Annotated in this window: 19 protein-coding genes; 2 read left to right on the top strand and 17 right to left on the bottom strand. The window is 59.5% G+C overall.

What is annotated here, in order from left to right; translation table 11 throughout:
- Positions 1-228: 228 nt before the first annotated feature.
- The 4 genes from ABJO75_RS14870 to ABJO75_RS14885 are packed head-to-tail and all read right to left on the bottom strand — an operon-like array spanning position 229 to position 4,734.
- Positions 229-1,425, bottom strand: coding sequence for a polysaccharide pyruvyl transferase family protein (locus ABJO75_RS14870; RefSeq protein ID WP_348134172.1), 1,197 nt, complete (start codon positions 1,423-1,425; stop codon positions 229-231).
- Positions 1,422-2,273 carry a sulfotransferase gene (locus tag ABJO75_RS14875; protein WP_348134174.1) on the bottom strand — a complete coding sequence of 284 codons (852 nt, stop codon included), beginning with the start codon at positions 2,271-2,273 and terminating at the stop codon, positions 1,422-1,424. Before ABJO75_RS14875 ends, ABJO75_RS14870 begins: the two co-directional genes overlap by 4 nt.
- Complete coding sequence (locus tag ABJO75_RS14880; RefSeq protein WP_348134176.1) at positions 2,270-3,619, bottom strand: polysaccharide biosynthesis C-terminal domain-containing protein; 1,350 nt, start codon at positions 3,617-3,619, stop codon at positions 2,270-2,272. Before ABJO75_RS14880 ends, ABJO75_RS14875 begins: the two co-directional genes overlap by 4 nt.
- Complete coding sequence (locus tag ABJO75_RS14885; protein ID WP_348134178.1) at positions 3,616-4,734, bottom strand: glycosyltransferase; 1,119 nt, start codon at positions 4,732-4,734, stop codon at positions 3,616-3,618. Before ABJO75_RS14885 ends, ABJO75_RS14880 begins: the two co-directional genes overlap by 4 nt.
- A gap of 461 nt (positions 4,735-5,195) precedes the next feature.
- Here ABJO75_RS14885 and ABJO75_RS14890 point away from each other — a divergent pair, with 461 nt between their 5' ends.
- Positions 5,196-5,366 (top strand): hypothetical protein, encoded by a 171-nt coding sequence (locus ABJO75_RS14890; protein ID WP_348134180.1) that lies wholly within the window; start codon positions 5,196-5,198, stop codon positions 5,364-5,366.
- A gap of 218 nt (positions 5,367-5,584) precedes the next feature.
- On the opposite strand, the gene ABJO75_RS14895 is transcribed toward ABJO75_RS14890, so the two are convergent.
- From ABJO75_RS14895 to ABJO75_RS14955, 13 genes are read right to left on the bottom strand one after another with little or no spacing between them, the layout of a single operon-like run.
- Positions 5,585-6,091, bottom strand: a complete 507-nt coding sequence (locus ABJO75_RS14895) for a DUF3299 domain-containing protein (RefSeq protein WP_348134182.1) — start codon at positions 6,089-6,091, stop codon at positions 5,585-5,587.
- Positions 6,085-6,594, bottom strand: a complete 510-nt coding sequence (locus tag ABJO75_RS14900) for a DUF3299 domain-containing protein (protein WP_348134184.1) — start codon at positions 6,592-6,594, stop codon at positions 6,085-6,087. The genes ABJO75_RS14895 and ABJO75_RS14900 overlap by 7 nt, the downstream gene beginning before the upstream one ends.
- A complete protein-coding gene (locus ABJO75_RS14905) occupies positions 6,591-7,841 on the bottom strand; it encodes an ABC transporter permease (RefSeq protein ID WP_348134186.1) in 1,251 nt (416 codons plus the stop codon). Before ABJO75_RS14905 ends, ABJO75_RS14900 begins: the two co-directional genes overlap by 4 nt.
- Entirely contained in the window at positions 7,838-8,527 is a 690-nt protein-coding gene (locus ABJO75_RS14910) for an ABC transporter ATP-binding protein (RefSeq protein WP_348134187.1), read from the bottom strand. Before ABJO75_RS14910 ends, ABJO75_RS14905 begins: the two co-directional genes overlap by 4 nt.
- A complete protein-coding gene (locus ABJO75_RS14915) occupies positions 8,524-9,159 on the bottom strand; it encodes a DUF2796 domain-containing protein (RefSeq protein WP_348134189.1) in 636 nt (211 codons plus the stop codon). The genes ABJO75_RS14910 and ABJO75_RS14915 overlap by 4 nt, the downstream gene beginning before the upstream one ends.
- A 41-nt stretch (positions 9,160-9,200) precedes the next feature.
- A complete protein-coding gene (locus ABJO75_RS14920; RefSeq protein WP_348134191.1) occupies positions 9,201-10,640 on the bottom strand; it encodes an ATP-binding cassette domain-containing protein in 1,440 nt (479 codons plus the stop codon).
- Positions 10,637-11,449 carry an ABC transporter permease subunit gene (locus ABJO75_RS14925; RefSeq protein ID WP_348134193.1) on the bottom strand — a complete coding sequence of 271 codons (813 nt, stop codon included), beginning with the start codon at positions 11,447-11,449 and terminating at the stop codon, positions 10,637-10,639. The genes ABJO75_RS14920 and ABJO75_RS14925 overlap by 4 nt, the downstream gene beginning before the upstream one ends.
- Positions 11,446-12,375, bottom strand: coding sequence for an ABC transporter permease (locus ABJO75_RS14930; protein WP_348134195.1), 930 nt, complete (start codon positions 12,373-12,375; stop codon positions 11,446-11,448). The genes ABJO75_RS14925 and ABJO75_RS14930 overlap by 4 nt, the downstream gene beginning before the upstream one ends.
- A complete protein-coding gene (locus tag ABJO75_RS14935; RefSeq protein ID WP_348134197.1) occupies positions 12,372-13,871 on the bottom strand; it encodes an ABC transporter substrate-binding protein in 1,500 nt (499 codons plus the stop codon). The genes ABJO75_RS14930 and ABJO75_RS14935 overlap by 4 nt, the downstream gene beginning before the upstream one ends.
- Positions 13,868-14,170, bottom strand: coding sequence for a DUF6525 family protein (locus ABJO75_RS14940; protein WP_348134199.1), 303 nt, complete (start codon positions 14,168-14,170; stop codon positions 13,868-13,870). The genes ABJO75_RS14935 and ABJO75_RS14940 overlap by 4 nt, the downstream gene beginning before the upstream one ends.
- A complete protein-coding gene (locus ABJO75_RS14945; RefSeq protein ID WP_348134201.1) occupies positions 14,170-14,784 on the bottom strand; it encodes a DUF1826 domain-containing protein in 615 nt (204 codons plus the stop codon). Before ABJO75_RS14945 ends, ABJO75_RS14940 begins: the two co-directional genes overlap by 1 nt.
- On the bottom strand, positions 14,781-15,989 hold the full coding sequence (locus ABJO75_RS14950) for a GTP-binding protein (protein WP_348134203.1): 1,209 nt from the start codon (positions 15,987-15,989) through the stop codon (positions 14,781-14,783). The genes ABJO75_RS14945 and ABJO75_RS14950 overlap by 4 nt, the downstream gene beginning before the upstream one ends.
- Positions 15,982-17,088 carry a GTP-binding protein gene (locus ABJO75_RS14955; RefSeq protein ID WP_348134205.1) on the bottom strand — a complete coding sequence of 369 codons (1,107 nt, stop codon included), beginning with the start codon at positions 17,086-17,088 and terminating at the stop codon, positions 15,982-15,984. Before ABJO75_RS14955 ends, ABJO75_RS14950 begins: the two co-directional genes overlap by 8 nt.
- A gap of 766 nt (positions 17,089-17,854) precedes the next feature.
- Between ABJO75_RS14955 and ABJO75_RS14960 the strand changes: the two genes are divergently transcribed.
- Positions 17,855-18,763 (top strand): DMT family transporter, encoded by a 909-nt coding sequence (locus ABJO75_RS14960; protein ID WP_348134207.1) that lies wholly within the window; start codon positions 17,855-17,857, stop codon positions 18,761-18,763.
- The last annotated feature ends 25 nt before the right edge of the window (positions 18,764-18,788 follow it).

The raw sequence follows: 18,788 nt of genomic DNA on the forward strand, positions 1-18,788 counted from the left end.
GACAATAACGAATATTGATTATAAAATCAAAGATGCACAGAAAATTCAAATTTGCACAAAAGATCACCGGTTTGCGCCACCCAAGATTGCATTTTGTCGCCTATGCTGCATTTTCGAGTTGTTTTGACGCCAGGCCCCTATCCAATTGAGCGCAGCGCGAAACACTGCCCCACGGGATCGAAGATTGACAGGATATCACTACGAACCACTGATCGGTGGAAATGCTGGTTAGGGTATCAACGCGCTGATCGCCGCGCGAACACCGTCATGCGCCGCTGATTGCAGGTCTGTCCGCCGAGTTTGTGCCTCGCTGGTCTGACCTGCTTTGATGATCAAATCTGAGACTTTGCTTGGCGGGAGCGCCGGGGCATCCACGAGATATTTACTGCGTTCTGTCAGATCGAAAAATGCGTCGACCTTGGCGTCCCAGCGAAGACCGACTGAAGATACATCCAACGAATAGGCGACAATCAGTGCATGGAGCCTGTGTGCTGCGAGACCGTCCAAGCCGCCTATGAAATCTATCAAGGCAGTCGGGCCGGAGAGCCGGGCGAGACGTTCTATGTTCGCTGACAAGGGGAGGCCGGTGACTTCGGCTAGCATGGCTTCGTCCTCCGGGCTGCCGTTCGTGAACAATATGACTTGGTGGTTCTTGGCCAATTCGGCGGCAAGTGTTCTGTACCACTTGACCCAAGCCTGATGAGGAACGTCGGTCGCGCTGGATGAATGCGCGCGGATCGCGACAGGATGGGTTATGCCCACACCGATGCGCTGGCGCGGTGACGGCCGCGCGGCAACATCGCCGTTATACAGATCGGACGCGAGCATACCGGGATCTGGAAAGACACGGATGTCCGGCACCTGTGGGCTGTTTAACCTCGTCAGATGTGCGCTGAGATGAGCGCGAGAAGCGTCGTCCCGAACCGAAATGAAGCGCAGCATCGGACTTTGCAGCAAGCGGCCGAACAGGCGCGCTCCTTTGGCCGTCCATTCTTGCGCGACACCCACGCCGTGAAGCGCGATTGGCAATTGGCGCGCCTCGGCCTCTGCAACGATCCGCGCGATCTTGATCGGAAAGTTCAGATGTACATCCGATAGCAGCTGGCCGCCGCCGATTATAACACCCTGAGCGCGGTCAAATTTCGCGGGCAGCAGCGGAACAAGTTGTTTGCGAACCTGCGCAGAAACAAGGGGTTGCGCCAACATCTGTTGTGCAACAGTCGGCATCGCGTCCAGTACATTCAGGACTGCAGTGCGCCGACTTTGCTGTGTAGGCGAGGGGACGGGAGAGCTCCGCCCAGCGAGATCAAGCCAGTCGAGCGTCAAGTTTTGATCGTACTCTTGTGCGGCCTTGTCGAGGCAAGCGGCGATGACACCATCGCCCAGATTGGGGCTGTGCATGACCGCGGCCAATACCAGTTTCATGGCGCCCATCCCGCGGGCCAATCCGGTACAACTGAACCCATAAGGGCCCGGATTGCACTGTGATCTTTCCGAAACTGTGCGAGCATGTTGATGACAGAAGGTTCGCTAGCCAGATTGGCCATAATCGGGGCCGAGGATGCCCGTGTGAATAGTGCCTTCTGCAGGGCGGGGCTGTCCTTTACGCGGCTGACCAGCGCGGGGAAACCCAACCGACGGATCAGCCAACCGGTTGACCTTAGATGTCTGACCAGTGTCGGGGACCGTGCTCCGGCACTGTCCAGAATTCTATCGGCATAGGGCAGATTGGGCAGATAATCGATGCAGAGCGCGTCGCACATTGCCCGCCCAAAACCCGCCGGATCGGATTGCAGTTGGTCAAACCACAACACGCGCACTCGTTCTTTCCCGAGAAGGTCTTGGGCGCGGGCCAAGTGCTCGGAGTATAGGCTGTGGCCGATGATCTGCGGATGCGTGACGATGGCTTCGGCAAATTCTGCCTTCACGTGCCCGATTTTCAGGAGGTATCGGTAGTGCGAAATGCTGCGGGCCAAGGGATCACGCAAGCAAATCAAAAAGACGGAGTCTACCGGAAGATCAAGGGCAATCCGGGCCAGAGCCTGTGGCGAATAGAGATAATCATGGCAAATTTCTCCCTGCCGAAGCGTCGTGCCGGGGTCGGGAAACTGATCTGCATACCACCCCATTCCCTTGTCATAGAATCGGTCGAAAAAGAACAACTCCTTTGCCTGTGCGAGGCTTACCTGAGGGTGTTTGTCGAGGATGTGATGTATCCAAGTCGACCCACATTTGTCGCCACCCAGATAGAGAAAATTTGCGGGTGCCGTCATGGTTTCGCCCCGTGTTCTCGCGAGGATGCTTGCGCGGTGAAGCCGGGCAACAATCCGGGGCGGATATGCAGATGCCGAACACAATGAATTGTTGTCCAAATATTGCTGGCGATCATGCTACCGGCAATCCCGATAGCAGCGCCTGTCGCGCCGAACACCGCAACGAGGGCTGGCAAGGACATCAGGGATATCAAGGTAGTGACTGTCAGAATTCGCAGATATTTTCTTTCGGCTCCGGCCATTTCCATGACCTGCGAATTGGGACCTGCCAGTGCACTGACCAAATAGCCGGACGCGAGAATGATCAATGCTGTCTGCGCCTCGCCAAAATCAGGCCCGAACAACTCCAGGACATGGCTGCCGAACAGGCATAGACCCAAATACACGATCAATGTCGGAATTCCGACTGAGATCGCGATGAAGGTGCAGAGCCGCTGTACCTTTGCGAGGTTTCCCGAGGCGAAATCCCGAGCGATGAGAGGGGCCGCTATCATGTTGGCAGCCATAAGAAAAAGGCTGAGAAGCATGGATGTTCGCAGCGCCGCAAACAAGGGACCGACCTCGTCGGGGCTGAGTTGCAGACCGAGAAGGACTATCGACAGATTTGGACCCGCTGCCAGAACGATCGACGTTCCCCAAAGGCCGATTGCGGCATGGATCCATGTCTTGCGCTCGGGGAGCGGTTGGGTTCTGGGTGCGGATATTGCCGTGCGTAAGCTGGGCGTCAGAAGCGTCTGAGCGGTCGCGACGATCAGCAAGACCAAGGCACAGACCCACAATGCATCGGCAGCCGATTCGATGGCAATCACGCCGGTTATACCCAGCCATGCCACCCCGATGACACCGGCACGCCACAGCAGATCGCGGGGCACCAAGGCGCGGGCCATGGACCCAAAACTGCGCAGCGCATGTGCCTGATACTCTGCGAACCCAAGCACCAGTGTGAAAGCGGCAGATGCATAAATGTAATCAGGCAGCCCCGGCAACACCATGGCAGGGAGCAACAGTAGTGCAGCGGCCAGCGCGCACCCTGTCAAAACGATTTTGTATCCGAATTGGATGACCGCGTTCAGCCGCCGAGTCGAATTGTCGGCCTGATAGGCGCCAGCGAACCGCAATATCATGCTGCGTTGTCCAAAACTGCCGACTAGGGCCAGCATGGTCACAAGTGAAAAGGCAAAACCAAACTGTCCGAAGGCGGGTTCGGGCAGAACGCGCGAAATCGCCATGAACATGAGAAACGACAGAAGTGCGGCCAACACTTTCACCACAAATGCAACAGCGCCCTGCGTCAGGGCATGAACGAGCGCGGCATCAAGCGCCGGGAGACGCTTCCAGACGATCACGGTGCACCATCGGTTGGCCAATGAATGCCGTGGGCTGACAGTTCTGAAAGGATCCCCTCGCGGAAAACGCTTGGGGCAAACTGCATCGCGTGCTGTCGCAACGCAATTGGATCAAGCGTATGCAGGCCTTCGGCTTCGAATGTCTTTACCGCATCGACAAGGCCTTCGGGCGATTGATCATCAAACAACAGGCCGGTTTTGCGATCTACGACTGTTTCACAAGCGCCGCCGCGACCAAAGGCAATCACCGGTCGACCGGACGCCATGACTTCGACCGGGATAATGCCGAAATCTTCTTCGCCGGGATAGATTAATGCACGGCAGTTGCGCATCAAATCGGCCAGACGCTCTTGGCTGACGGCCCCAAGGAATTCGGTTGCAGGGCCCTTGAGCGCTTCCAGTCTTCGACGCGATTTGTCTGGGCCACCAACGACAAGCAGCCGTCGATCCAGTTCTGCAAACGCCCGGATCGCAATGTCCGGTCGCTTATAAGAAGCAAGTTCTCCGACCCACAGATAATAATCGTCGGGTTCCGCCTCGGTGATCGTAAATCGGGCGACGTCAACAGGCGGATGAACCACCGAAGCCTCGCGCCGCCAATACTTGTTGATCCGGCGGGCGACATGGCTGGAGTTTGCGATAAATCCGTCTACACGCGCAGCCGAGGTGACATCCCATTGGCGCAGCCCGTGCGCAAGAAAGGGCATGACCGTGCGCGTGACGATGTTCGCTTCGCTGCGATAGATGTGATATTGATCCCAGATATAGCGCATCGGGGAATGACAGTAGCACAGATGCAGTGCATCCGGTGGCGCAATCACACCTTTGGCTGGGCCCGCTTCACTGGAAATGACGAGGTCAAATCCGGAGAGATCGATCCCCTCCAACGCGCGCGGCATGAATGGCAGATAAGACGGGTATAAGCGACGAGCCATTGGCAACCGGGCGATTGAAGTCTCAACAATCTTCATCCCACGCAATGTTGGCGACAAGGCTTCTCGGTCGCAGACATGCGTGAAAATGGTTGCATGCGGAAAAATGCGGCAAAGTTCTTCAAGAACCTTTTCACCGCCGCGCATTCCGACGAGCCAATAGTGGATCAACGCAATTTTCATCAGATTACGCTTCGAACCCTGTCGAAATCGTCGCATAGGGTCCCGGTCTGATGCTCATAGTCTTCCTGTTCTTCACTCGACAACCGAACATTGGCTGCGTCGCAAGTCGTCTTGCGCACATCCTTACCCGCCGGGACCCTGCCATGGGAAGTACTAAAATGCTACTATTGGGGCCCAACAAACAGCGGTCGACTTCAACGGCGTCAACGCGCCAGAGGCATCAATACTGAATGCCAGTTTCCTTGGGGTGAACTCATTCATAGAGAGGTTCGATCAAACAAGGATTTCCTTAGCGCTTGCCTTCATTTTGATCTGCCCCCGTTACGCATTGCGCGTCGCGATGCCCAGATCGGGGGTGCCAAGGCCGATGGGCAAATAAGAAGCCCGATAGTAAATTGGCTCTCCTGTGACCGGAAACGACACCATGTTGAGACAGGAGACTTGCCGCCAGCGGGCAGGGGTTGGCTGACCTCTTGCAGGCGCTAGGGTCGGTCCCGACTATCACGGGCGTCGGTGACATATACTCGGCCTTGCAGAGTGGGGCAGTCGAAGGCGCAATGGCACCCTTCACTGCGATGCAGGTTCTGGCTCTCGGTCTGTTGATTGCCTTGCCTTGGCTCGCGGGCGGCTGAAGGAGGCCCGGCAAGGCTCGCTTGTCCTTCTTCAAGGTTTGGTGGTAACCGCCATAGCGTCCAACTGAGGTCCAAACCCCGTTAACCGCCCATGGAGACGCCGGTCACGGCAATAGGCTGCGGCGAGTTTGTGCCCGCTTCATGCCGAACGCACTGAGTCAGACATCGTACGAGATTTGACGGCGCGGGCATTCTCCACTTTCGCTAAGGCAGGTGGGTTACTTCGGATACGGTCTAACTTCATCCGCAGAGAGGGCGTAGCCGACTTCTGCCAATTCTGTTGTGGTTGATGCCGTGCCGAAAATGCCTGTGACCGTCACCGCTTCGAACATGCCGGAGCCTTCGTAGGGCGATTTGGTGGTCACAAAGACCAATTGGTTGGCTGGCGGTGGCGGGACGTGGATGCAGGCACCGACGAAAGGCACCAGAATAAAGGCCGTTATGCCCGTGCCTTGGTAATCAATCGGGACGACAAAGCCGGACAGTTGGACGATCTGACCGTTCCAGTCTGTCCGAATCCCGGTGGACATGGGTTGGCGTGCCGCCATTGCGGTTTCGTCGTGCGGTAGGATCCCCTGAAGGTTGCCCGGCAGAGATGTGTCGTCCTCGGGCAGAAGATCTCTCCAAGTGAGATCGACAACAGTTTCTGCATTGGCAGGGAAGGCCATCGCAAGCGCGGACAGGCCCAGAACTGCCGCTCGGCGCGTGAGTTTCGAGCTTACCATTCGTAGACTTCGATCAGTTCCGCCGTGATCTGATAGCCGACATCCGCGATCTGGGTCGACATCGGCTTTGCCGAAAGCTGTCCCGAGACCCAGACCGGATTCCACAGCGACTCGCTTGCCCAAGGTGTCGGGGTTGTCACAAAGACGAGCTGGTTCGGCGGGGGTGGCGGCGTGTGGATGCAGGCACCCACATAGGGAACCAACATGAAACTCGAGACGCCCTCGGACCCCACGTCAAAAGGAATGATGTAGCCAGGTAACTTCACAGCCTTGCCATCAAGGCTGGTGTTCAGTTTTTTCGCGTTCTCGTCAAATTGCGGGTTCCAGGTATCGTTGGCCTCGTCGATCTCGCCCGGGCCGACGATTTCGCCCAGAGGAACGCCGGTCGGGATCAGGTCTTCCCATGTGATTTCGCGGAACGGGCTCGCGTCCGCGCGCCCCGTGACAAGGAGAGAGGTCGTGAGGGCGACGAAGGCCCGGCGGGAAAGCGTTGAATGATTCATATCCGCACCATCATGCCATCTGCCAGCGACAGGCGATAGGCCCTCAGCGCCGGTAATAGGCTGGTCAACGCCGCTGCGATGATCACGGTTGCGAGAACTGCGAACTCTCGTGTTCTTGGCGGGTCGATCGGCAACCAGAGGCCAAAGGCGCTGTCGACGAGAGGCCGGCCTACAGTCAATCCGGCATAGAGAAGTACCAACCCCAGCACCGCCCCGACTGCTGCCATCAGCGCGGCCTCCAGCACCAGCAGGCTCATGATTGTTGCCGGCCGTGCGCCCATGGCCCGCCAGATGGCCATTTCACGGCGGCGTTCATTCAGCGACGAAAAGATCATCGCCATCATTCCCAAAAGGGCGGTCACGACCACCATGGCCGAAACGCCGATCAGCGCAGTCTCGGCGACGCCTACGATCTGCCAAAGCTCTTGTAGGGCGACGCCCGGCAGGATCGCAAGCAGCGGCTCTTCGGGGTATTCATTGATCCAGCGTTGCAGCCCGAAAATCTGCAAACGGGATTTCACGCCAACCAGCGCGGCGGTTACTGCCGACGGAGGCAGCTCCATCTGCCGGATACGTTCGACCGGGGTGGTCTGACCGGGAGCCTGCGCGCCTGACTGCCAGTCGATATGGATCGCCTCGATTGCCCTGAGGCTCACGATCACTGTTCTGTCCACCGGCGTGCCGGTTCGATCAAGCACCCCCGCGACACGAAAGGGTTGATCATCGTGATCCGTGAATGAGGCCAGACCGTGCGAAACGACGATCGGATCGCCAACCTCGTAACCCAGTGTCGCCGCAACCTCCGCCCCGATCACCGTATCGTAAAGGTCGTTCAGACCATTGCCCTCTGCCAGGTTCAGCGAACGGCCTCCGCGGTACTTGTAGTGCTCAAAGAAGGCCTGTGTCGTGCCCATCACCCGGAATTGCCGGTGGCTGTCCCCGAGCGAGATCGGCACCATCCAGTCAACCTCGGGTCGACTGGCAATGTCCTGATAGCTTTCCCACGTCACGTTGTTGGTCGCGTTGCCGATTCTGAAAACCGAATACAGCAATAACTGAACCGATCCGGACCGCGCCCCGACGATCAAATCGGTGCCAGAGATCGTGTCGGCAAAACTGGCCCGCGCCCCGGTGCGGACCTTTTCGACACCAAGGACGAGTGCAACCGAAAGCGCGATTGCGAGTATCGTCATGCCAACGGTCAGCGCCCGCGCCATGAGCGACCCAATAGCGAGACGAAGGATCATGCCGCCTGCCTTTCGATCTGCGCGATGTCGGCGAGCCGTACTATGCGGTCAAAGCGGGCCCCCAGCCTTTCGTCGTGACTGACCATCAGCAAGGATGACCCGGTTGCGGCAAGCTGGTCAAAGAGAAGCCCCAAAAAGCTGTCCTGAGTTGCCGCATCCAGTGCTGACGTCGGCTCATCCGCAACAATCAACGGGGGCTTTCCAATCAACGCGCGCGCCACGGCAACCCGTTGTTGCTGGCCGACCGACAGCCGCCCGGCTGTGGTGCCGAGAATACCGTCCGGCAAGCCGAGCGCGCTGCAGAGCGTACCAGCTTCGCCTTCGCCAGCACGCCTTCGCCGTTCAGGCGCAAAGCGTAAGGGCAACAGGATGTTATCGGAGACGCTGGCATAAGGCAGCAGGTTGAATTGTTGAAAGATCACGCCGATCCGCTCGGCGCGAAAACGATCTCTCGCGCCGGCCCGAAGGTTGGAAAGATCGGTATTCTCGACCACCACCTGCCCACTATCAGCGGTCACAATCCCGCAGATGAGCGATAACAGGGTAGATTTCCCAGACCCGCTTTCGCCGAGAAGCAGAACGCTTTCACCGGCTTCCAATTGGAACGCTGGCACCGACAAACCAAACGACGCCCGCCCCGGCCAGCGAAAGCGAACGTCCTTCAGTGTCAGTGCCGCATCGCTCATTCGAAGTTCAGGACACTGGCGTCACGGGTGAGTTCTGCTGTGCCCGCGCCGGTTTCGGTCACAAATTTCACCTCGATCTCCTGCGCGTTCTCGAACCGCTCAAAGAAGGGGAAGCTGACGGAGGTCAGCGTGTCCTCGTCTTCGCAGGCAAAGATGTAGCGGACATGAAATTCGCTATGCTCCGCACCTTCTTCATGCTCGTCTTCGGCATGTTCCTCGTGATCGTGCCCTTCATCGTCGTGCCCTTCGTCGTGAGCATGGTCGTCATCATGTTCTTCATGTTCGTCATCATGTTCCTCGTCGTGGTGGTCATGGTCGCCAGAGTGCAGATGGGCGAGCACTTCGGTCAGGCGGCAGCTTGCCGCTTCGGGCAGGGTCACGATCTCATCGGGTGCGAGGAACTGGCGGATCGCGGCTTCTACCGCATCCTTGTCTTTGGCAGAGCTTGCTGCGTATTCGAACCCGACAATGTCCATGCCGGGTGAAAGCAGTTTAATTTCGATCTTGCCGTGCTCGATCGCAATCTCGGCTGTAGAGACGCCATGGACGTGGGCGTCCAACTCGCGTGTTTCCTGTGCAAGGGCTGGTACGGCAAACGAAGCAGCGGCGAGGGCAATAAGGGTCGGTTTCATGATAAGTCCTTTGGGATGAGAGTGATGAAGGTGGAGAGTGATTAATGCAAGGCCCGAGCGACCGGAGCGCGGGCGTCTATCTGCAACAGGGCGCGGTCGAGGGCTAGGACGCGATCCGCTGTCCGCTCGACCAGAGCTGTATCGTGGCTGACCAGAACGACGGCGCACCCCTCGCGTTCCGCTGTCTCGGTCAGGAGTGCGATAACCTGTTGCTGTGTGATCGGATCAAGGCGCGAGGTTGGTTCATCCGCAAAGATGAGTTTGGGCCTAACCAAAAGAAGCCGCAGAAGCGAAAGCCTCTGAAGCTCACCGCCAGATACAGCAGCCGGTCGGCGGGTCAGCAGAACCGGTGCGAGGCCCAGGCGCTGCAACAGCGCGTCGATCCTCGCGATTTCCTCGCCGTGGTGACGGGCAACATCGGTCAGGGTTTGCCCAAGCGTCCGGTGACGCGGGAATGCGGCAACCGGATCCTGATAGAGCTTTTGATAGGCCGTCGGTGGCAAGTCTTTTCGACGATCAACGTGGCCGGCGGACGACGGAACGAGCCCCAGTAGAATGTCGCCCAAGGTAGATTTGCCGCAACCCGATGCGCCGGTGACACCCAGCACTTCGCCTTCTGCAAGAGAAAGCGACAATTCAGAGAATAGCTGTTGACCGCCGCGTTCCACCGCGAGATCTGTGGCCGTCAGAACCGATGCGCCATGCGCGCCGGGAACGCGTTTGGTCCAGTTTTCCGGGTCGGCAGCGATCAGTTCACGGCTGTATGGCTCTTGAGGCGCGGCCAAGAGTGCTGCCGTGGGTCCGGCCTCGACCACCCGTCCTTCGCGCAGGATCATCATGCGCCCGCCGATCTTCTGGGCCAGCGCCAGATCATGGGTGATGACCATCAATCCGCCGCCCTGAGAAAGTTCCGCCAAAAGCAGTTCTGCGACGTCGTCTCGCCGGGCTGCATCCAGCCCCTTGGTGGGTTCATCCGCAATGACGATCCGGGCGCCTCCCGCCCGGGCTGCTGCAATCGCCACCCGTTGCGCCATGCCACCCGACAACTCGTGCGGATACCGCCGCGCCGCGCCGGAGAGGCCCAGCCGGTCCAGGTCAGAAACCGCGCGCGCATTCGCCGCGGCACCATCAAGCCCGCGCACCAGCCGGTGCGTTTCGGCGACCTGAGTGCCCGCCCGCATCAGCGGATCAAGGGACAGCCAGGGTTCCTGCGGCAGAACCGCGATTTCGCGTCCCCAGAGAGGGCGAAAATCACGGGGTCGTGCAACATCAAGAATACGATCTCCGAGGGCCACGCGGCCTTTGGCGGAAAGCTCGGCGGGCAGGGTGCCCATGACCGCCTGAGCGAGCAGGCTCTTGCCTGATCCAGTTTCCCCCAGCACCACAAGCGGCTCGCCCGCCTCCAGATACAGGGAAACGGGATACAGGATCGGCGTTCCGCCTTGAGAAACGGTGATATCGTCAGCTTTGAGCAAACTCATGCTTCACGACTCCCTGCCAAAAGTGTCAGGCCAAGCAGCAAGACGAAGGTTGCCACCACCGGCGACAACAATGCCAGCGGCGCTTCGCGCCAATAAGGCAGGAGTTCGACCATCATCAATCCAAGCTCTGGCGTGGGTGCGCGCATACCCACATGTACGAAACCAAGCGCGGCGATGGCCATGATCGCTGTTGCCGTGCCAAAGGCGGCGGCGGTCAGCATCATCGGTGCGATTTCGGGCCAGACATGGGTGCGGAACAGGTAGATCGGCCCAAAGCCCAACAGACGCGAGGCTTGCACGGCCGGTGAGGCCAGCGTTTCACGCGTTGCGGCACGGGTGAGGCGAAAGAACTCGACCCAGAGAACGAGCGACAATCCTGCCCAGAAACCAAGCGCGGTTCCCGGAACGATGGCCAGCACGATTAGCACCAACAGCAAGCCCGGCAGTGCTAGCAGCGCATCGGCCAGTATCGTGAGCGCGGCCTCGATCCAACCGCCTCGCGCCGCCGCAAGGGTGCCAAGAACCAGCCCGGCCAACCCCGCCGTCAGAACGGCGGCGATGGCTATAGCGGGCGACAGGCAGAGCGCATAGGCGAGACGGTGAAAGATCGACCGCCCCAAGTGGTCATAGCCCAAGGGCGCGTCTGGCCTTGGCCCGGACAATGCGTTGAGCAGTGATTGCGCATAGGGATCGCCGGGTACAAGAAGCGGACCGATCAGCGCAAAAACCAGAACGGCGGCAACGAGTGCCGCGCCGATCCAGCGCAACCCGTTTCCCTTGGCGCGCGAAATCATGACGGTGTCGCTCATGCTGCTCCCCTCGGGTCGATGCGCTGTGCGGCGAGATCGATCAATGCGTTGACCAGAACAAAGCTCAGTCCCAACACCAGCGTGGTTCCCTGCACCATCGGCACGTCACGTGAGAAGATCGCGTGAACCAGCGCGTGACCAATGCCAGGCCAGCCAAAGATTGACTCGACGACCACGACGCCTTCGACAAGCGTCACGAATTGGAGGCCAAGATAGGTCAGCAGTGGGACCGACACATTGCGCAGCCCGTGTCGAAACAATGTTTGGCGCGGAGTCAGCCCCTTCCACTGCGCAAAGCTGTAGAATGGCATCGCCCCGATCCGCGCCATCGCGTCTCTCGCAATCCGGGCGTTCACGGCGGCAAGGCCAAGCGCAAGGGCGAGTGCGGGCAGGATGAAATGCCGCGCCTCGCCATGACCGGCCGCGGGCAGCCAGCGCAACTGGACGGCCAGGATCAGGACGAGGATCAGCGCCATCAGGAATTGCGGAACAGCCTTTAGCCCGGTCGACATTACCAACAGGACCCGATCCAGAGCGCCGCCCGGCCTGAGCCCGGCGAGAATGCCGAGCGGTGGACCGATCAGCAGCGACAAAAGCACCGCGACCGCAGCGAGCGACAGTGACGCTCCAAGCTGATGGCCGATCTCCTCAATCACCGGCTGGCCGGTGACCAGCGAGGTGCCAAAGTCAAAGCGAAGGAGATCGCCCAGCCAGTTGATAAACGCCGGTAGCGCCGGGCCGCCAATTCCCAACTCCTCGCGCACCGCGTCTGCGGCGGCGCTGTCGACATTGTCGTACCCATAGCGACCGGCGGCGATACGATAGGCCGCGTCACCCGGCAGACTGCGCATCATGGCGAAGGTGGCGGCCCCGATCAGGACCGCCACCATAAGTGCCTGTATGCCTCGTGTGGCAAGTGTTTTCATTGTGTCAACTTCAGGTCCTGAAGGCCAAATGTCCGCTCCCACGGATCGATGGTCGTGCCCTCGACACCCTGAGCGACGGCGAGCGTCTGGCGGTACCAGGCGATGGGAATGATCGGCAGCTCTGCCTGAAGGATTGCTGAAATCTGCGCGCGTTCCGCATTTCCACCGTCGCCGCGTCCCACGCTGCGGGCGAGTTGCACAATCTGGTCGTTCTGCCAGCCCATCGCGCCCCAGTCACCCGTCGGCGCATAGTCGGACAAGACGGTGCCGACCGGGTTCGGGATCAGGGCAAAGTTCCGCGCGATCAAACCGAGGTCGAGCGAGCCGTCGGCGTGGCCCGAAGAAATCTCTGACGAGTTCGTGGTGTTGATGGTCAGTTCAACCCCGATGGTGCGGAACTGCTGTTCCAGCACGGCGGCGACCAACGGAAGCTCTGGCCGATCCGGATAGGTCGTAAGTGTCAGGGCAAGACGCTCTCCGTCTCGGACGAGGATCCCATCGGCACCCGCTGTCCAGCCGAGATCCGCCAAAAGGGACTTTGCCTCTTCCGGATCATAGGCAAGCGGAGAAAGCGCTGCGTCATGCCAATCACCGACCGATGGCGGGAACAACTGCGTTGCGCCCTCGGGATACCGCAGCACTGCTTTGGCGATGCCTGCCCGATCAATGGCGAGGCTCAACGCGCGCCGGGCTTCGGGAGTCGACAGAAAGGGGTGGCCGGCGTTGACCTTGATCAACAACGTGCGCGGAATGGCGACGGAATGCACCGTGGCCGTATCCGACAGGCCCAATCTTGCCACCGAAGCCGGATCAAGCCCGAAAACAAAATCTGCGTCACCGGATTCCGCCATAAGCGCGCGAGTTTCTACCCGGCTTACTGCAGAATAGCTGACATTGGGTACATGCGGCGCAGGACCCCAATAGTCGGGGAAGGCTGCCGCCTTGAGGCCGAGTGGCGGCGCAAGTTCGGCAATCTTGTATGGGCCGGTCCCGATCATCTCGACCGCGGCGCCATCATCACCGTAGGCAGCGGGGGCAAGGATCTGCGCGCTGTAATGCGCAAGGTAGGCCGGAAGCGCGGCAAAAGGTTCGGACAGGGTCAGGACGATGGTGCCCTTAGCCGGTTCGATCGCATTGACGGGGGTCTTGGCCAGAGGGCCGGGTTTAGCGCGGGCGATGTTGAGCGCATCCGCGACTGTTTCGGGGGTCATCGCCGTTCCGTCGTGAAACTGTACAGCGTCCCGGAGTGTGATGGTCCAGGTCAACCCATCGTCGGAGGCCGCCCAATCGGTCGCAAGACTTGGTGTCAAGTTGCCATCGGGGTTTGCGTTAATGAGCGTCTCGGCAACGCCCATGCGGGTGAAAATGTACCCGGTGGTCGAAGGCTCTGCCGATTGAATTTCAAACTGTGCGACCACGTCGAGCGTGTCATCGGCAAAGACAGGCGCCGCGGTGGCTAACAGCGTCGCCGCAAGGAATGCAAGAGATCGTCTCATATGGTGTGGTCCTGTTTATCGTGAATTTCGCTTGCCGCAGTTGCACTTGGCGCAGTTCGGTCGCGGGAGAGGGTCTGGGCCTCGGCCCTATCAAGCCGGTCGAGGATTGTGTCGAGGGTTGCGCCCTCGGCGCGGGCCTTCAGCCAGAGCCGCCGACATGAGGCGGGTGACCAGGGCAGCGCAGCCTGCGCCATCCAGGTGCGAAGCGGCTGAGGCAGTGAATCATAGGCGCGCATGGGGTCGGCGGACCGCCTGCGCTTGATAAGCCGTGTCTCACCAATGTTTCGCATGGTCGTCATCAGCAGGTTCCCGCATCGTCGACCGGATCAATCACCAGCAACAGGCGCGGCCCGCCAGCCTCGCGCGGAGGCGAGCGGTGCAGGACTGCCGCAAGTTCCCGCGCCGGCCAGAGTGCACCGCGAAAGACACCGACCCAGCCGCGCGGCATACGTTGGATGGTTTCCGGCGCGCCATCCGGCCCGATGGGGCCAAATTCGGTGCCGGGGCCGCGCAAGGTGCACAGCATCCTGCCGGGCACGGCGTCGACATGCCACTTTGGGCAGGGTTGCCCGTCGGTGACGTCGAGCCGTAATTGCAGAACCGGCGACGCCAGAACCCGCACCGCATGGGCCGTCAAATCCTCGACCACATCGGCCAAAAGCGTGGCACAGCTGCCTGCACCAACCTCGTCACATGCGGAATGGATCGCGGTCGCTGCATTTCGGACGGTAACTCTGCGTCGCAGTTGCGGCAGGCGTTCCACGGGCAGCTCATCAAGCGCCACAATCAAGTGCTCTGGCAAGGTGCGCTGCCACAGCGCAAGCGAAACGCCCTCCGATCCGAGCGTCTGAAGAACGCTCGGATCGGTGCTGCTGTTGATGCCCGTTGCGAGAGGGGGGAGGACCGTGGTCATGCCGCAGCGGCCCGCCGCCAGACGGGAAACGGGTCGGGCAGATCCGGAAGCGCGTCCGGTCCCGGCGCGAGATCGTCCGGAATCAGTGCCGCATCCAATCGCGCCTTGAGCAGGGGCCAATCGATACCAACGCCAATAAACACGATTTCTTGCCGGCGGTCGCCCCAGGGTTCTTGCCAGTGCTGCGCAAGGTAGGCGCGCGCACCTTCGTGATCTGGGCGTCGAGCCTCGGGAATAGAAGCCCACCACTGGCCGAGCGGCGTAACTGAGGACAGCGCCCCGGCAAGCGAAAATTCCGCCACCCAGTCAGGACGCGTGGCAATCCAGAAATGCCCCTTTGCCCGGATGACGCCCGGCAGGTCACCGTTCAGCAATGCCAGAATCTGAGACGGGTCAAAAGGTTGGCGCGCGCGATAGACGTAGGACGCGACACCGTATTCCTCGGTCTCGGGGACATGGTCGGCAAAGCCATAGAGTTCCTTGGCCCACATCGGGTGTTCATGTGCCTTCTCGAAATCAAAGGCGCCGGTGTCAAGGATCGCTTCGGGCACGACATCCGAGTGATCGGTTTCGATGATCCGGGCATCGGCGTTGAGGCTGCGAATGATCTTGCGGGCGGCATCGGTGCGGTCGGGTCCGGCATCCGAAATCTTGTTCAGGATCACCACATCCGCGAATTCGATCTGATCGGTCAGAAGGTGGACGAGGGTTCTTTCATCCTCTTCGCCCATGGTCTCTCCCCGGTCAGTCAGGGTGTCGTGACTGGCGTAGTCATTCAACAGGTTCACCGCGTCCACGACCGTGACCATGGTGTCGAGCCGCGCGACATCCGACAGGCTTTCGCCTGCTTCGTCGCGGAAGTCGAAGGTTGCGGCAACAGGCAGCGGCTCTGAGATGCCGGTGGATTCGATCAGCAGGTAGTCAAACCGCCGCTCGGCGGCCAGCTTGCGAACCTCTTGCAGCAGATCATCCCGCAGGGTGCAGCAGATGCAACCGTTCGACATCTCAACGAGGGTTTCATCGGTACGGGACAATTCGTTGTCGGCACGAACGAGATCGGCGTCAATGTTCACTTCGGACATGTCATTGACGATGACCGCCACGCGGCGCCCTTCGCGATTGTTGAGCACACGGTTGAGAAGCGTGGTTTTTCCAGCGCCGAGAAACCCGGACAGGACGGTGACGGGAAGGCGGGTATCAGTCATGGCTCAGGTTCTCCATAGGTCGGGTTTGCCCGGCACGCAGCATGTCGAAACTGCGTTGCAACTCGGGCCGGGTAAGATCGCGGCCAATCACCACGATGCGGGATTTGCGGTCATCGCCGCTCCAGGTCGTCAAGGGGACAGGGGGATCAAAGACATGCTGGACGCCGTGGAACACAAAAGGCGTTTCCATGCCCTCGAGAAACACGATTCCTTTGACACGTAGAATGTCCGGCCCCTTTAGCGCCACAAGCGTATCGAGCCACAGATCAAAGGCGACATCCTTGAGCGGGTGATCGAGTGTGATCGAAACCGAAGTGATCCGTGTGTCGTGCGGGGTGAAACCCAATGTCTCGGAGGTCTTTGAAGCCAGTCCGGACAGATTGGCAAACGGTTCTGGTGCGGCGGGCGGCGTGGTCCATGCAATAGCTTCTTGCTTGATCGCGTCTTGGCGCATTCCACTGAGACCCCATAGTCTGTCGGGGGCCAGCGGTTCTTCATTTTGCTGAACGATCGGAGCGGTCGGGTTCAAATCGCGAAGCCGTGCCGCAAGCGAATCTGCGGTGGGGGCGGAGACCAGATCGGTTTTTCCGAGCAGGATCAGATCCGCCATGGCCGCCTGAGACACTGCCTCAAATTGTGCGTCCAGCGTGGCGGCGCCATTGACCGCATCGACCACCGTCACCACGCCATCCAATCGGGTGCTGCTGGCCAAAACGGGATCGATCAAAAATGTCTGCAGGATCGGGCCGGGGTCCGCCATACCGGTGGTCTCAATGACAACGCGGTCAAAACGGATTTGGCCGCGATTGCGGCGCGTCAGCAAATCGGCAATGGTGCGAGACAGATCCCCGCGAACCGAACAGCACAGGCAGCCGGACTGCATCAGGACCACCTCATCCTCGACCGCCTCGATCAGGTCATGGTCAAGCCCGGCTTCGCCAAATTCGTTCACGATCACGGCAACGTGCCCCGAAGACCCATCCGCCAGAACCCTGTTCAGAAGCGTGGTTTTGCCTGCCCCCAGAAACCCGGTGAGCAGCATCACGGGAACGCGGCTGTCCGGCTTTGGTGTCTGTGTTGAGGAAGGATCAGTTGGCATGTCTTCGATGCGTAATGTAATTTCATAACACTGGTAAGGTAAAGAAATTGGGATGTCCAGAGACGTCAAGGCAGACTGCGGCCGTGGCCGAAGATCAACCAGTCGTTGAGGGCAGGGTATGGTCTTGCCGCAAACTTTCGCAAGGAAGTCCGCAGCCGACCGTATGCACTCGTATGATTAAATTATGCTATTAATGGTTGCTGACAGCGCAGGCCCACAAGGGCCTTCCGCCCTGTGAAAGGATCCACAAGTACTGCAGCTCAGAGCCAAAGCGACACCCTCGGTTCCTAATAAATATGGTGACGGTTAGGCATCAAATAATTGGGCGCAAGGTCTCCCTTGCGCCCGGCACTTGATAAAATTATTCGTGAACACCTTCGCTCGATTACGAAGAAATCTTTACCTTCACCACTCACTTACTCCGTACTCGTTGCCAGGATCATCGTTACAATAACCGAGTTTTGCCACAGACCGACCGCGCGCTCTGTAATCATGCTCACACAAGGCGAATAAAATCTGAAATTATCCGTTTTTTTGGGTTCCAACCTGAAATTCAGGGCGCTTGGACGGGGTGGCGACAGTTATATAGCGCAATATCAAGGTGTTCTTCGTAAGCGCGACCGATCCTAATGAAAATTTGTACTCGACCGAAAAATCTGATTTTGGTGCGACGCAATTGTCACCAGTGTGAAAAACCGAGGCCGTGATCACCGCCCCGAATGCCCGCTACGAACGCGCGGCAAGACTGTCATGAAAGGTAAGATCAATGGAACTTCCAAGGACACGGGCGCTTGGACTGGCGGCGGCGCTTGCCACCGTGATGATCTGGGCGGCGTTCATGCTGGTCACACGCTTTGCCGTACAAGGCAGTTTTACTGTCGAAGAGCTGTTGGTCCTGCGCTTATTGCCCGGTGCTCTGGTCATGGCTCCTGTTATGTGGCGGCTTGGGGTCATGCCAACGGGGCAATCGTGGCCACGTGCGGCGATGTTGATGGTCGGGGCCAGCGCCGTCTTTCCCTATGTGGTGTCCAAAGGGTTGGCCTATGCGCCTGCTTCGGACGGCGGCGCGCTGGCACCCGGAATGCTGCCGTTCTGGACAGCACTGGCAGCCTATGTGCTGACCGGAGAAGTCACCGGCCCGCGTCGTCGGCTTGGCTTGGCGATGATTTTGGCAGGCGCGATGATCGTCAGCCTTTGGCAAATCGTCGCAGGAACAGACGGCGAGGCCTGGAAGGGCCATCTGATGTTTCTGAGTGGGTCGGGATGCTGGGCTATCTACTCCGTCATCTTCCGCCAAAGCGGTTTTAGCCCATTGCATGGTCTGGTTATCGGGTTGTTCTGGGGAACGCTGCTCGGGGTGCCGTTGCTGTTGGCCACCGGCAGCGTGAGCTTTGCCGGGGCCACCCTGCAAGACGTCACGGTCATGATCGTGCTGCAGAGCTTCATCATCGGCATTCTGGCAATGTTCCTGTTCGGCTATGCGGTGCAGATTCTCGGCGCTGCCGAGACCGCCGCCTTCGGGGCGTTGACGCCGATCCTCGCCTTACTGGGCGGGGTATATTTTCTCGGGGAAACCGTGACCCCGCTCAAGGTCGTGGGTATTGCTCTCGTTGCTGTCGGCGTCTTTCTGGCGTCCGGTGTTCTCAGCAAAGCTCGAACGCTGCCCGCATCCTGAGGCTGTCCAGAGCTGCACAAAAAAC

Source organism: Sedimentitalea sp., assembly GCF_039973035.1.
Taxonomy (GTDB): Bacteria; Pseudomonadota; Alphaproteobacteria; order Rhodobacterales; family Rhodobacteraceae; genus Sedimentitalea.